This is a genomic window from Caproicibacter fermentans (assembly GCF_014303955.1).
Classification (GTDB): domain Bacteria; phylum Bacillota; class Clostridia; order Oscillospirales; family Acutalibacteraceae; genus Caproicibacter; species Caproicibacter fermentans.
In genome coordinates, this window is record NZ_CP060286.1 from 3841786 (window position 1) to 3856586 (window position 14801).

The 14801-nt window shown below is 51.7% G+C and carries 13 protein-coding genes; 8 read left to right on the forward strand and 5 right to left on the reverse strand.

The annotated features are described in order from the left end of the window. Positions 1-8 precede the first annotated feature (8 nt). The 5 genes from HCR03_RS19030 (at position 9) to HCR03_RS19050 (ending at position 6816) form a co-directional block, all read left to right on the forward strand. Positions 9-875, forward strand: a complete 867-nt coding sequence (locus HCR03_RS19030; RefSeq protein ID WP_407926885.1) for an ABC transporter permease — start codon at positions 9-11, stop codon at positions 873-875. A 14-nt stretch (positions 876-889) separates the two neighbouring features. Then, on the forward strand, positions 890-1783 hold the full coding sequence (locus HCR03_RS19035) for a carbohydrate ABC transporter permease (protein ID WP_066643618.1): 894 nt from the start codon (positions 890-892) through the stop codon (positions 1781-1783). 42 nt (positions 1784-1825) lie between these two features. Next, entirely contained in the window at positions 1826-3373 is a 1548-nt protein-coding gene (locus tag HCR03_RS19040) for an alpha-amylase family glycosyl hydrolase (RefSeq protein WP_066643615.1), read from the forward strand. A gap of 577 nt (positions 3374-3950) precedes the next feature. Continuing rightward, positions 3951-5747, forward strand: a complete 1797-nt coding sequence (ade, locus tag HCR03_RS19045) for an adenine deaminase (RefSeq protein WP_187035913.1) — start codon at positions 3951-3953, stop codon at positions 5745-5747. Between the two features lie 40 nt (positions 5748-5787). Next, complete coding sequence (locus tag HCR03_RS19050; protein ID WP_187035915.1) at positions 5788-6816, forward strand: hypothetical protein; 1029 nt, start codon at positions 5788-5790, stop codon at positions 6814-6816. A gap of 71 nt (positions 6817-6887) precedes the next feature. Here the strand turns inward: HCR03_RS19050 and HCR03_RS19055 are convergent, their stop codons facing one another. The 3 genes from HCR03_RS19055 to HCR03_RS19065 form a co-directional block, all read right to left on the reverse strand. Further along, positions 6888-7313: an Hsp20/alpha crystallin family protein gene (locus tag HCR03_RS19055; protein WP_187035917.1), complete on the reverse strand. Its 426-nt coding sequence runs from the start codon at positions 7311-7313 to the stop codon at positions 6888-6890. 74 nt (positions 7314-7387) lie between these two features. Further along, on the reverse strand, positions 7388-7813 hold the full coding sequence (locus HCR03_RS19060) for an Hsp20/alpha crystallin family protein (protein WP_187035919.1): 426 nt from the start codon (positions 7811-7813) through the stop codon (positions 7388-7390). Between the two features lie 51 nt (positions 7814-7864). Beyond that, on the reverse strand, positions 7865-8287 hold the full coding sequence (locus HCR03_RS19065; RefSeq protein ID WP_066643604.1) for an Hsp20/alpha crystallin family protein: 423 nt from the start codon (positions 8285-8287) through the stop codon (positions 7865-7867). A gap of 329 nt (positions 8288-8616) precedes the next feature. On the opposite strand from HCR03_RS19065, the gene HCR03_RS19070 reads away from it, so the two are divergent. Then, a complete protein-coding gene (locus tag HCR03_RS19070; RefSeq protein WP_187035921.1) occupies positions 8617-9726 on the forward strand; it encodes a glycoside hydrolase family protein in 1110 nt (369 codons plus the stop codon). A gap of 112 nt (positions 9727-9838) precedes the next feature. Here HCR03_RS19070 and HCR03_RS19075 read toward each other — a convergent pair whose 3' ends face one another. Continuing rightward, positions 9839-11581 carry an ABC transporter ATP-binding protein gene (locus tag HCR03_RS19075; protein WP_066643600.1) on the reverse strand — a complete coding sequence of 581 codons (1743 nt, stop codon included), beginning with the start codon at positions 11579-11581 and terminating at the stop codon, positions 9839-9841. Positions 11582-11592: 11 nt separating this feature from the next. Further along, entirely contained in the window at positions 11593-12108 is a 516-nt protein-coding gene (locus HCR03_RS19080; RefSeq protein ID WP_187035923.1) for a peptidylprolyl isomerase, read from the reverse strand. Between the two features lie 269 nt (positions 12109-12377). Between HCR03_RS19080 and HCR03_RS19085 the strand changes: the two genes are divergently transcribed. Next, the gene (locus tag HCR03_RS19085; RefSeq protein ID WP_187035926.1) at positions 12378-13172 is read left to right on the forward strand and encodes an exodeoxyribonuclease III; all 795 of its coding nucleotides are present in this window, start codon (positions 12378-12380) and stop codon (positions 13170-13172) included. Beyond that, the gene (locus HCR03_RS19090; protein ID WP_187035928.1) at positions 13163-14755 is read left to right on the forward strand and encodes an MBL fold metallo-hydrolase RNA specificity domain-containing protein; all 1593 of its coding nucleotides are present in this window, start codon (positions 13163-13165) and stop codon (positions 14753-14755) included. Before HCR03_RS19085 ends, HCR03_RS19090 begins: the two co-directional genes overlap by 10 nt. Positions 14756-14801 lie beyond the last annotated feature (46 nt).

A 14801-nucleotide genomic window follows, 5' to 3' on the forward strand; every position in this document is an offset into this window, starting at 1 on the left:
AGGAAACAATGTTTCACGTTATGATGCTGCCGGGCATGATATTTCTGGCGGTTTTCAGTTACATTCCTATGGTCGGCGTCGTGATGGCATTCCAGAATTTTTCCGCGGGCAAGGGGATTTTCAGGTCTCCGTTCGTCGGCCTCAAGCATTTCCGGTATATGTTTTCCCTTCCGGATATCTGGGAAATCATTCGCAATACGCTGACGATCGCCATCGGCAAGATGCTCCTTACCACCCTTTTGGCCATCGTGTTTGCCGTTTTGCTCAATGAAATCCGTCAGCGTTGGCTGAAGCGGACGGTCCAGACCATTGTTTATCTGCCGCATTTCCTTTCGTGGGTTATTTTGGCGGCGGTCGTCGTCAACCTGTTCAGCCTTGACGGCCCGGTCAATCAGATTTTGCAGAAGCAGGGCTTTGCCCAGGCGAACTTTTTGGGCAGTAACACGCTGTTCCAGCCGACTTTGATCATGACCGACGTCTGGAAGGAATTTGGCTATGCGTCCATTGTATATCTTGCCGCAATCACCTCAATCGATCCGGGCTTATATGAAGCCGCCGCTATCGACGGGGCAAACTGGTGGCAGCGTGTCTGGCATGTTACTTTGCCCGGAATGCTGAGCATTATCTTGTTGATGGCGGTTATGAACATTTCCAACGTGCTGAACGCGGGGTTCGATCAGGTGTACAATTTATACAGCCCGATGGTCTATGATACGGGCGATATTATCGACACCTATGTTTACCGAATGGGTCTCTTGAGCCATCAGTACAGCTTTTCCACAGCGGTCGGGTTGTTCAAGTCTGTCGTAGGCATGTTTTTACTGATTGCCGTGAACGAGATTTCCAAGAAATTTACGGACGCCCGCATCTTTTAAAAGGGGAAATGTTTATGCAGCAGCATCAAAATGCATGGGCGCAGATGGGGAAAGCGGTCATCTACATACTTGTCGTGATGATGGGCTTTGGCTGCCTGCTGCCCCTGCTGAATATTTTAGCAATTTCCTTCAGCGGAAGCGCGGCTGTTACGGGCAACCAGGTAGGGCTTGTCCCGGTCGATTTTACGCTTGCGCCTTATCAGAAAATGTTGGAGGACTCACAATTCTGGCGTTCGTTTCTCATTTCGGTGGAACGTGTTTTCTTACAGCTTGTGCTGAATATGTTTTTAGTCGTACTCATGGCGTATCCGCTTTCCAAGCCGAAGCACGAGTTCCATGCGCGCGGATTTTATATGAAAATTATGATTTTTGCCATGCTGTTTAACGGCGGCATGATCCCCACCTACCTGGTGGTAAAGCAGTTAGGCCTGCTAAATACCATCTGGTCGCTGGTTTTACCGGGCGCGGTGCCGATTTTCAATGTCATACTGGTTATGAATTTTTTTGCCGGCGTCCCCAAATCGCTGGAAGAAGCCGCGGTGATAGACGGCGCCAGCCCGATGCAGGTTCTGCTGAGGGTATATATTCCCTGTTCGGTGCCGGTTTTGGCAACGGTTGCCCTGTTCAGCATCGTGGGCAGCTGGAACGATTTTTTCAGCGGCCTGATTTATATTACCAAAGTGCAGAACTACCCGCTGATGACATATATTCAGTCTTTAAGCATCAATATTGCCGACCTTTTAAAGTCCGGCGTCAGTGCAAGCACGCTGGAAAATGTCACTCAGCTTTCAAACAAGAACTTAAATGCGGCCAAGATTGTGGTTTCCACCATACCGTTGATCGCCATTTATCCCTTTTTGCAAAAATATTTTGTAACCGGCATTGTGGTCGGAGCGGTAAAGGAGTAGACTGGTATCAAGATCAAATTTTCTAATCGGGGAGAGATTTTTATGCCGAAATGGCTCGATGACGCTGTATTTTACGAAATTTATCCGCAAAGCTTTTACGATACCAACGGCGACGGGATCGGGGATATCGACGGTATTACCGAAAAGCTGGACTACGTCAAATCCCTCGGCTGCAACGCCGTCTGGCTGAATCCCTGCTTTGATTCTCCGTTTATGGACGCGGGGTACGATGTTCGCGATTACAAAAAGGTTGCCCCGCGCTACGGTACGAACGAAGACCTGAAGCGATGTTTTTCTGAAGCGCATAAAAGGGGAATGCATCTTTTGCTCGATCTTGTGCCGGGCCATACCTCCGACCGGCACTCGTGGTTCCGGGAAAGCCAAAAAGCCCAACAGAATCCATACAGCGGCCGCTACATCTGGACGGATTCCGTGTGGAACCGGCCGGCTGATTTCGGATGCATGTGCGGCGTTACCGAACGCGACGGATGCTATCTGCTCAATTTTTTTTCATCCCAGCCGGCTTTGAATTACGGCTTTAACAAAATCACCGCGCCTTGGCAGCAGCATTATACGCATCCGGATTGCGTCGCGACGCGCGAGGCGATGAAGGATGTCATGCGGTTCTGGCTCGACGCGGGCTGCGACGGCTTCCGGGTGGACATGGCCGACTCTCTGGTCAAAAACGACGGCGATCGCACTGCAACCGCGGAAATCTGGCGGGGCGTGCGCGAAATGCTGGACCGGGAATATCCGGAAGCCGCGATGGTATCCGAGTGGTCCGATCCGAAACAGGCGATTGTACAGGCGGGCTTTCACATGGATTTTCTGCTGGACCATCCGGGCAAAGGATACCATTCCCTGTTCCGGGAGACGGGACCCGACGGGAGCCAGCACAGCTTTTTCAGCAAGCAGGGCAAAGGCAATATCATGAAGTTCCTGAACGATTACCTGCCCCAGTACGACGCGTCTAAAAACTGCGGCTATATCAGCCTGATCACCTGCAACCATGATACGCCCCGCATGACGCTGGGATTTGATGAGCTGGAGTGCAAAATCGCGTATTCGTTTCTTTTGACCATGCCGGGCGTTCCGTTCCTCTATTACGGCGATGAAATCGGCATGCAGTATTTTAAACTTCCAAGCGTTGAAGGCGGCTATCAGCGAACGGGATCGCGCACTCCCATGCAATGGAACAGAGGGAAAAACCGGGGCTTTTCCGCCGCCGATCCGGAAAAGCTGTATCTGCCGGTGGACGAAAGGGACTGTGCGCCGACGGTGGAAGAGCAGGAAAAGGACGGCGATTCCCTCCTGCATACGGTCCGCAGGGTGCTGGCCCTGCGCCATGACAATCCGGATTTGCAGGCGGCGCCGAACTTCGAGGTCGTATACGCGAAGGAGAACGAATATCCCTTTGTATTCCGGCGCGGAAAATTTGTCATAGCGGTAAATCCATCCTGCAGGGAAACGGAAACCCCTGTAGCTGCGGAGGGAAAGCCGAGATTTCTGATCGGCAGCAGTTCTTTGAAGAGCAGTCGTCTTGCTATGGGGAAACAATCGTTTGCCGTTTTTGAATGCGCCGGATTGTAGCTGTTTCCAAAATTGAAGGTCTGGCTTCCGGCTTGCCGGGGGTTCTGAATTTCCCAAAACTTCTTTTGCGGCGATGGGGGAGAGCGGGTTTCTCTTTGCGGGAATTGTCAAAAATGCTTTTTTATAATCATAAAGTATCATATTGACGGAAGAAAGCTGGAAGACATAATATGTATTACTCTCCTATGAAAGGAGGGAATACAAATGCGTTGGCGTTGTGGCTGGGTTTGGTGCAGTCGTTGGCGCTGCTGGTGCTGGTGCTGCGGACCCATTCGATAAATGGTTTATTTGCAATGATGCTTGCCTGAACGGCAAGCATCATTGCTTTGTATCCGGTCGGATGAGCGCTGGATTTTTTTGTTTGATCGTATTATAATAGCCTAATATAACAGCTTCATGAAATTGGAATGCGGAGTGGATCATTTTATGCTTTGGGCAGTGACAGCCGTGTCTTTAGTCCATATGGGACAGAAGCCCTGCGCCATGATTCAGAGGGCTTTTGTTTTACAACAAGATATGTTACACTAATGGCATTATTTGAAACAGGTCAAGGCATCAATTCTACAGGAGGGTCAACATGATCAATCATTTTTGCAGTTCGCCGCTGTGGGAAAGCAGTAAAACCCTTGCCGCGGCAGCTCAGGGAAACGAACCCGCCCAGACGGTGATCTTAAATGCCCGGCTGATCAACGTCTGCACGGGGGAGATACTGCCTCATACGGACATTGCCATTTCGTGCGGAAGAATCGCCCTGGTCGGGGACGCGAAGCATTGCGTCGGAAAAAATACCGTTGTCATAGACGCGCAGGGCCAGTACATTGCTCCGGGTTTTCTGGACGGGCATATTCATGTGGAGTCCTCCATGATGGGAGTGGGGGAATACGCGCGCGCGGTGGTGCCGCACGGAACCACCGGGATTTATATGGATCCGCATGAAATCTGCAACGTTCTTGGACTGGACGGCGTCAAATGCATGCTGGAGGATGCAAAGCGCACTCCCCTGAAAGCGATGCTGACAACGCCTTCCTGCGTGCCGGCCGTACCCGGCTTTGAGGATACCGGCGCTTCAATCGGTCCGGCGGATATCGCGGAAACGATGAAATGGGACGAGACGGTCGGCCTCGGCGAGCTGATGAATTTTCCCGGCGTTCTTTCTTCGTCGGACCACACGCACGGGGAAATTGCCGAGACCCTGAAAGCCGGTAAAATCATTACGGGCCATTATTCCATGCCGGAAACCGGAAAAGGGCTGAACGCTTATATTGCTTCCGGTGTCCGCTGCTGCCATGAATCAACCCGTATGGAGGACGCGCTTGAGAAAATGCGCCTTGGCATGTACGCAATGTTTCGGGAGGGTTCCGCATGGCATGACCTCCACGAAGTGGCGAAGAGCATCACGCAGCATAAGGTCGACACCCGGTTCGCCGTTCTGATTTCCGACGACACCCACCCCTATACCTTGATGAACAACGGCCATCTGGACCATATTGTTCGCCGTGCGGTAGAAGAGGGGATCGACGTTGTCACGGCAATTCAGATGGTAACCATCAACTGCGCGCAGTGCTTTCAGATGGATCAGGATCTTGGATCCATCGCTCCCGGAAAATGCGCGGATCTTGTTTTTCTTGACGATCTGGAAAAGGTGCATGTTACAAAAGTGCTGATTGACGGCAAAGTCGTCGCGGAGAACGGGAGTTTAACGGAGCAGCTGAAACCGTATTCTTATCCGGAATGGGCGACGCGGTCCATGCATATCCGCGATGCGATTACGCCGGAATCGTTCCAAATTTCTGCAAAAGGGAATGAAGTTACGGCGCGTGTGATTGAAGTGATTCCCGCGCGGGTGGGTTCCTATGAACGCCATGTGAAGCTGGCGGTGAAAAACGGTCTGGTGGAGTCCGACCCGTTGCAGGATGTTCTGAAAACCGCGGTTTTCGAGCGCCACCACGAAACCGGTAAGGCTGGATTCGGGTTTGTGAAGGGATTTGGAATTCAGTGTGGCGCAATGGCGTCCACCGTCGCTCACGACGCGCATAATCTGCTGGTGATCGGCACAAACGACGAGGACATGGCGCTTGCCGCGAATACGCTGATCGCCTGCGGCGGAGGCATGACCGCCGTGCAGAACGGAAAAGTCCTCGGCACGGTTCCGCTGCCGATCGCGGGGCTGATGAATGACAGGCCGGTGGAGGAAATGAGCGGAATTGTCGGTTCCCTTGGCGAGGCGTGGAAGAAGATTGGATGTACAATGGTTTCCCCGTTTATGACGATGGCGCTGATTTCACTGGCCTGTCTGCCGGAGCTGCGCCTGACGGACCGCGGCCTGGTTGACTGCACGACGTTTCAGTTTGTTCCGCTGTTCCTTTCGGAATAGTGCGGCTTTTTGCCTGCGGAGTGCGCGCTGAAGAAGTTCGATGAATTTGAGAACCGCGGGAATCGCCGATTTTGCGCAGGAAAGGATGATGGGAATGGAAGTCCTTTGGAATTTTTGCCCGGGACAACCCGCTCCGCACGGAGAAAAACCGGGAAAACCGATTTCGGTCGACTGGAGCTTTTCTTATGACGGGCTTCAGTACCGGATTCCCCGCGTTTACCGTTTTCGGGAGGGAATCGTTTTTGATGCGGTTGCCGTGCTGAACCGCGCGGCGGCCCGCGCTTTTTATGACCGGTACCGGGATAAAGAAGCAGGGATGTCTTTGGAAGACATTGAATTCGCCCGCGCAACCTCTCCGCTGCCGGAAATACTTCCGCTAAAGGAATTTTATGTGAATGGGCGGAAAGTCGGCAGCGGATGGCGCGGGCAGGGAAGACCTTATTTTCCGTGGGACCCGCACGACGGAGGAGAACTGCTGCCGCTGATTGAAGAAAACGAGTTTCTAAAGGACGCCTGTTTTGCGTGGACGCGGTGCCGCGTGCCGTTTCCTGCTTTTTATATGCTGAAAACTCTGAAGATCCGCCTGCATGAAACGTGCAAAGCTCTGCCGGTAGGCGTTTGTTTTTCCCTTCCGGTTGGAAAAGAGGCAGCGGGGCGTGAAATTGAATTCGTTCATCCCGTGACGGGGAATGCGCACCGCCTGATCGTAGAAAGTCTGGAAGGGACGGATCTCAATCTCGTTTTTCACAGTATGACGAGTTCCAGGCATCGATACTGTCCGCTGCTGCGATATGTGATCGATCCGCCGCTGCCGGAAACCGACAAACTGGAAGTGCGTCAGGAAGGTTCTCAAATGTGCTCATCCGCCGGCGGCGCAATCGGTGTGATCGGCGGGGCGGATGGTCCCACCGCCGTCTTTTTCGGCGATCCGCTTTTCGGGCCGCGCGGACTTCCTGTCAGGCAAGTCTTCTTGTCACCGGCGGAATCAATTCCGGAACAGGTGAGAATCCGGATCCCATTTTTGAACGTGCCAAAAAATCCGAAAACGGAAATTGTTCTGTCCCTTTGAATCCGCGAATCCGCAGAAATAGAAAGAGCAGGGGAAGCGATGCGCGTCCTCCTGCTCTTTTACAAAACGTATTATTTTACTTCGATTTTACGGGATTCCGGTTTTGCCTCGATCAGTTTCGGCAGATTAAGGCTCAAAACGCCGTCCCGATAGCTGGCACTGATTTTTTCTGCGTCGATCCCCTGAAGGTCGAAGCTGCGGCTGTAGGCGCTGTACCTTCTTTCGCGGCGAACATAATTCTTCTGGTCGCCGCCGGATTCTTCCTTATGTTCGGCGCTTAACTGCAGTCTGCCGCCGTCCACGGAAATGTTGATGTCCTCCTTGCTGAATCCCGGCAAGTCGGCCTTCAGCACATACCTGTCGCCTTCATCCACAATATCGGTCCGGAAGGGCACGGTGTCCATCCCGACTCCGCCGAAAAAACTGCTGTTGAGCATCCGGTCAAAGGTATCGAAAATACTGCCGGCGCTGTTTTCAAATGGAACCAGATCAAACATACTGAAAACCTCCTTTAATTAATCGTTTTCTATGAAAAGCTCCTCGAGGGGAAGCACTTTCATTACAAACAGTATTATTGAATCTCGATTTTACGGGAAGAGGGTTTGGTTTCGACAATTTTGGGCAGATCGAGCGTCAGAACGCCGTCCTGATAAGCTGCGCTGATTTTTTCGGCGTCGATCCCCTGAATGTCAAAGCTGCGGCTTAAGGTGCCGTATTTTCTTTCTCTTCGGATAAAATTCTTTTTTTCGCCGTTCGTTTCCTCTTTCCGCTCGGCTGAAAGGGTCAGCATGTCTCCGCTTACGTCGACCTTAATGTCTTCCTTGCGAAATCCGGGCATGTCGGCCTTTAAAACGAATTTGTCACCCTGGTCGAGAATGTCGGCGCGGCAGGGCGCGCACTCCGCGTCATACCCGCTGAAAAAGCTGTTGTTCAGCATCCGGTCAAAATAGTCGAACACGCCGCCCGACCTTGAATCAAAGGGAACCAAATCAAACATTAGAAAAACCTCCTGTCGATATTTTTAATTCCTGCGCTTAGTATAAGCAGGTTAGTTAACTTCAATCCTTTTCTGCGATGATTTTGCCTGCGCCGATTTCGGAAGCTCCAGTTCCAAAACCCCGTTGCTGTAACGGGCGCAGATCCCTGCGGAGTCGATTCCGCTGAGATCAAAGCTGCGGCTGAAAGCCCCGTACCTTCTTTCTTTTCGGATATAGTTCTTTTTATTTTCATTGAATTCTTCTTTATGTTCTGCGCTCAGGGTCAAACGATCGCCTTCCACGTTAATGTTGATCTCCTGTTTTTGAAAGCCGGGCAGATCTGCTCTTAGAACATATCTGTCGCCCTTATCGAGAATATCGGTCCGGAATGTCCGGAAGGAATCCGTGCCGTTCCAGAAACCTCCGTTCACGAGACGGCTGAATTCATCGAACAGTCCGTCTGTGCCGCGTTCAAAAGGAATCAAATCAAACATATTAAAAGCCTCCGTTTCCATTTGATGATTATATCGGGAACTGTTCCGTTCCCCTTTTGACAGTTTCAGTATATCTGCTTTTTATGAATAAACTTTGAAATAATTTTTGAATATTTGTGAATTTTAGCACTCTCACGAAAAGAGTGCTAAAACTTTTCCGGCATAGAGCCCCCAATCCTGTTTAAGGAGCGCTTTAGCTGACTGGGTTTTTTGAGTTTTTGCCAGCTTCCCTTTATTTTACCAATTTTCATAATATGTTTCTAATTTCTATGAAATTTATCATTTATGACTTGTATAATGGAAAACGTTCTCATTCTGTGGAGATGAATATGATGAAAAAACTGACAAAATTCATGTTTTTGCTGGTTGCGCTGGTTTTTTTGCTTTTGAGCTCGGAATGCGCTTTGGCTCAGGCCCGCGCGAAAACCGCAAACACTGCCGTAACGCTGCAGATGTCAAAACGCAGGGGAGCCAAAATCAGCCGACCGGCCATCCCGGAGCTGCAGGCGGGATACAATCTGGTATCCCTTCCCACCTATGACGGCTCGGGGCAGCTGACGCACCCAAAGCTTCTTTACTTTCCCAATAAGTGGAACGGCTGGAAATACTGGCTGTCGTTCACGCCTTACCCGGACGGAAACGATGATTACGAGAACCCCTCCCTGGCTGTTTCCGACGACATGGTGCATTGGCAGGAGCCGGATGCCCGCGAAAATCCCGTTTCCGGAATTCCGACGGATGTCGGACGAGGCGGGCACTATTCGGACTCCCATATTGTGATGCGCAACAATGTCATGGAGCTGTGGTATCGCTATAATAAAGGAAACAGCGAGACAAACCGGCCGGACTATTCCATCGATTATTATTACCGCAAAACCAGCTTTGACGGAATTCACTGGACCCAGCCGGAGCTGATGCAGAGTTCGAAAGGCGGCATTCTGAGCCTTGACGTCAATTATTCAAACGGAGAATACGAGTTTTGGTATACGGATTACAAGCACCGTCTGCTGCATGCGGTGAGCAAAGACGGCAGCGCTTGGAGCAGCCCGAAGGTATGCAGTCTTTCGCTGGGTAAAAATTACGCACCGTGGCATCAGGACATTATTCAGTATCACGGGGAGTACTATCTGCTTCAGACGGGGGTAAACCTGACAAAGTATTCTTTCGCGCTGTTCCTTTCCCGTTCCGCGGACGGGATTCATTTTTCCAGGGGCGTGCCGTTCTACCCGAGCGACGATCCGGTGATTCTATCGCAGGCCTGGTTGTACCGCAGTACGCTGGTCGAGGAAAACAACAGGTTTGTGTTTCTGATCGCCGCCCGCTTTCCCGACGGACGCTGGTACCTCATGAGAAGCGGCTTGTCGGTCGCGGAATTCGATCAGGCTCAGGGACAGGAGTTTATTATTGAGCCTCGGTCGCCTCAAGTGAAAATCCTTTAAGTAAGAAATGACAATCTTTCCTTTGACACGGTTGCCCCGGACCACGGTCCCCGGCCGTAAAGAAAAGCCGTCCGGTCCGCTCCCGCATAGGGGGGCAAACCGAACGGCTTTTCTATTTCTCATCCAGCCCTTCAAATTGAAGGTTATAGTACCGGGCGTAAACTCCGTCTGCATTCAAAAGAGCATCATGCGGGCCGCGTTCGATAATTCCGTCGTCGCCGATGACGATAATTTCATCCGCGTTGCGGATGGTTGAAAGGCGGTGGGCGATGACGATGGTCGTACGGCCCCGGCTGAGCAGATCGAGCGAAGCCTGAATCCGTCGTTCGCTTTCATTGTCGAGCGCGCTGGTCGCCTCGTCCAGAATCAGAATTTTGGGATTCTTTAAGAAAACGCGCGCAATGGAGATCCGCTGCTTCTGTCCTCCGCTTAAACGGGCGCCCCGCTCGCCGACGTATGTATCGTATCCGTCTTCCAGATCCATAATAAAATCGTGGATGTTGGCTTTTCGCGCGGCTTCCATGATCTCCTCGTCGGTTGCGTCGGGTCTGCCGTAGGCGATGTTTTCACGGATGCTGCCGGAAAACAGGTAAACGTCCTGCTGCACGATGCCGATGGAGCCGCGCAGGGAGCTCAGACGGATTTTTCTCACGTCGGTTCCGTCGATGGAAACGCTGCCGCCGGTTACGTCGTAAAATCGCGGAACAAGGGAACACAGAGTCGTTTTCCCGCCGCCGGAAGGACCGACCAGCGCGATGGTCTGTCCCGCGCTGATTTTCAAATCAATGTGATTCAGAACCTGCTCGGTGTCATTGTAGCTGAAGGAAACATCCTTGTATTCAATCGTTCCCTTCACATCTTCCAAATCCACCGCGTCAGGGCTGTCCACAATATCCGGTTCGGTTTCAATCACTTCCAGAAAGCGTTTGAACCCGGAATATCCTTTTTGAAACTGTTCTGTAAATTCAACCAGGACGTCGATGGGGTTGATGAAGATCGTAATATACAAGGCGTAAATCGCAAGGTCCGATACCCGAAGGCTCCCGTTCGCGATAAAAAAACCACCGCTGAGCAGAACGGTCAGATAAAGAAGCCCCTCAAAAAAGGAGTTTCCGGCGCGAAAAGTGCCCATGATTTTATAGCTGCCGACCTTTGAGTCCAGAAACTGCAGATTGCTGCGCTCGAATTTATCCTGCTCAAGCGCTTCGTTTCCAAAGGATTTGACCACGCGGATTCCGGCCAGACTGTCCTGCACGCTGGAGTTAACTCCGCTGATTTTTCTACGGTTGTCCATAAAGATCGCGCGCATTTTCTTGTTCTGGCTGATGCTGAACAAAACCATGACGAACGCAACGGCGGCAAGAATCAGCGTCATGGGCACGTTGATGAACAGCAGCAGGAGGAACGAGCCAAGCAGCTTAACGACGGAAATGAAGATATTTTCAGGTCCGTGGTGCGCAAGCTCCGAAATATCGAACAGATCGGAGACAAGCCGGCTCATCAGGTCGCCCGTGTTGTTGCGGTCGTAATAGGTGAAAGAAAGCCGCTGGTAGTGTTCGAACAGATCCTGCCGCATGTTGCTTTCCATTCTGGCGCCCATGATATGACCCCAGGAGGTAATAAAGTACTGGCAGCCGAAGCGGGCGAGGCACATGACCAGAAGAATCCCGGCGAGCGGCAAAAGGATTTTCAAGATACCTTGCGGGTTTACTTCGAACACTCCGTTGGTCAGATAGCGAAGAAGCTGAGGCAGCGAAATATCGATTGCGGAAAGAAGCAGCGCACAGAAAATGTCAAAATAAAAAAGAGCTTTGTACGGTCGGTAGTATCGGATGAATTTTTTAAATACGGGCATATTTTCTTCCTCTAAACTGTTTTCGGATGTTCGTAGGTTTCTCCGAAGGTTTCCACCGCAACGGATTCAATAAACTCGTCTTCAAGGGGCTTGTCGTCATAATCCCGAGGTACGTTCACAATGCGGTCGACCTCCTCCATACCGGAAATAACGCGGCCGAAGGACGCGTATTCACCGTCCAAATACGGGGAATCCTCCACCATGATGAAAAACTGGGAACCGGCGCTGTTCGGGTCCACGGTGCGCGCCATGGAAATCACGCCCCGGGTGTGCTTCAGATCGTTCTGAAAGCGGTTTGAAGTAAATTCGCCCCGAATGCTGTAACCGGGACCGCCGGTTCCGTTGCCGAGCGGGTCGCCGCCCTGAATCATAAATTTGGGAATGATGCGGTGAAACAGCGTGCCGTTATAAAACCCTTTTTCAATCAGCGAGATAAAATTATTGACCGTATTCGGCGCAATGTCGGGGTAAAGTTCTATTTTGATCACGCCGTTTGAGGTTTTCATGGTAACAGTCGGATATTTCATGCAGGAATCCTCCGTTTAATGTTATTCGGCTTGCACAATACTCCCATTATAGCCGCGAAATCGATTTTGCACAAGAAAATCTTGCAAAACTTGCATATCGTACAGGGCACAAAGTCGCTTAAGTCTCTTTTTTATGGAATACTATAAAATTTCTCTCTCTTTTTCGTTCTATTCCCCACATTCTTCTTGCAGGTGCGGAGCTTACCGTTTTTCATGGCGGATCATGACGGAATATGGTATACTATTGTAAAAAACAGGGAGGAAAACCGGTGAAACTGATTTCTTGGAATGTCAACGGCCTGCGCGCTTGTCTGAATAAGGGGTTTCTTGATTTTTTTAACCGGGCCGACGCAGATGTTTTCTGTATTCAGGAAACAAAAATGCAGCCCGAACAGGCGGAACTGATTCTGACGGGATATCGCCAATACTGGAATTCGGCACAGAAAAAGGGATATTCCGGTACGGCGGTTTTTTCCCGGCTGGAACCGCTTTCTGTGCATTACGGAATCGGTGTGCCGGAGCATGACACCGAAGGCCGTTGCATTACGCTGGAATTTCCGGATTTTTATCTTGTTACGGTGTATACGCCGAATTCCCAGCGGGAACTGACCAGGCTTTTCTACCGCATGCAGTGGGAAGACGCGTTCTGTGACTATCTGACCTGTCTGAATGGGGAAAAGCCTGTGATTGTCTGCGGGGACATGAATGTGGCCCATGAGGAAATCGATCTCAAAAATCCGAAAAGCAATCAGCAAAACGCGGGTTTCACCGCGGAGGAACGGGAGAAGATGACCCGACTGCTCGGATGCGGATTTACGGACAGCTTCCGCTGGCTTTATCCGGACCGGGTCGCTTATTCCTGGTGGTCTTACATGTTTCACGCCAGAGAAAAAAACGCCGGCTGGCGTATTGACTATTTTCTGGTTTCCGACCTGCTGCGGGGCAGAATTGAAGACAGCGGAATTCTGACGGAAGTGATGGGAAGCGATCACTGCCCGGTTGAATTGATTCTCCGGGAAGGGACCAAATTGGACGAGGAAAGAGAGGATAACAAATGCAGCTGATTTTTTACGGAGCGGACAAAGAAGTGACGGGGAGCTGCCATTGCCTGGAGGCCTGCGGAAAACGGATTCTGATTGACTGCGGGCTTTTGCAGGGTGCGGACGGCGGCGACAATAGGGAGTTTCCCTTTTCCGCGCAGCAGATTGATTCTGTCATCGTGACACACGCGCATATCGACCACAGCGGACGTCTTCCGCTGCTGGTGAAAAACGGATACCGGGGCAAAATCCATGCGACGGGCGCCACCTGCGATTTGCTTTCCATTATGCTGCGGGACAGCGCTCACATTCAGGAAATGGATGCAATGAACGAAAACAGGAAGGGAAAGCGGGCCGGGAAAAATCCGGAGGAACCGCTTTACACGGTTGAGGATGCTCAGGACACGATCGAGCGCCTGGAACCCTGTGTTTACGGGGACATGGTGCAGGTCTGCGAGGGGGTCCGGTTCCGGATGGTGGACGCCGGACATCTGCTTGGCTCCGCCTCGGTGGAGCTGTGGGCGGAAGAAAACGGCGAAGTGAAAAAAATCGTGTTCTCCGGCGACATCGGCAATCTGAATCAACCTATTATCCGCGACCCGCAGTATATTAGGGAAGCGGATTATGTGGTGATGGAATCCACGTACGGCAACCGGGAGCATGACCCGATCGCCAACTATATTCCGGACCTTGCGAAGGTATTTGATCAGACGCTGGCGGCGGGTGGCAATGTAGTCATCCCCAGTTTTGCGGTGGGCCGCACGCAGGAGCTGCTCTATTTTATCCGGGAAATGAAAGCGAGAGGGCTGGTCAAAAGCGTGCCTGATTTTCCGGTTTATGTGGACAGTCCCCTCGCGGCCGAAGCGACGGAAATTTACAGCGGCGACCTGACCGGCTACGCGGATCAGGATACCGTCCGCGTTCTCCGCGAAGGCTTCCGACCTCTCCGTTTTTCCAATCTGCATCTCTGTGAAAGTGTGGAAGAATCCAGGAGCTTAAACATGGACGGCGTTCCCAAAGTGATTATTTCCTCAAGCGGAATGTGTGAAGCGGGCCGCATCCGCCATCATTTAAAGCACAATCTGTGGCGGAGCGAGTGCGCCGTCGTTTTTGTCGGGTATCAGGCCAACGGCACGCTCGGCCGGATTCTGGTTGACGGAGCAAAACAGGTGAAGCTGTTCGGCGAGGAGATCGCCGTCAAGGCACAGATTCATAATTTTAAAGCTCTTTCCGGCCACGCGGACCACAACGGACTTCTGCGCTGGATCGGCGCGTTTACGCAGAAACCCAGACGTGTGTTCGTCGTGCACGGCGAGCAGGAAATCTGCCGTGAGTTTACGGAAAACCTCAACGCCCTCGGCTACCAGGCCTATGCCCCGAATTTCCAGGCCGTTGCGGATCTTTTGAGCAATTCGATTGTGAATGAGGGCGTCGAACCCATGCATGCGAAGGCAAAGGCCAGAAGGGTTCAGGCCGCGTTCGCGCGTCTGGTGGAGGCTGGACGCCGTCTGACGCGCGTGATTCAGGAAAACGAGGGGGGCGCAAACAAGGACCTCGCAAAATTTGCGGATCAGATCAATTCGCTCTGTGACAAGTGGAGCCGCTGAAAGATAACGGAAAATGGCCCGCGCAGTGCGCGGGCCATTTTCTCTG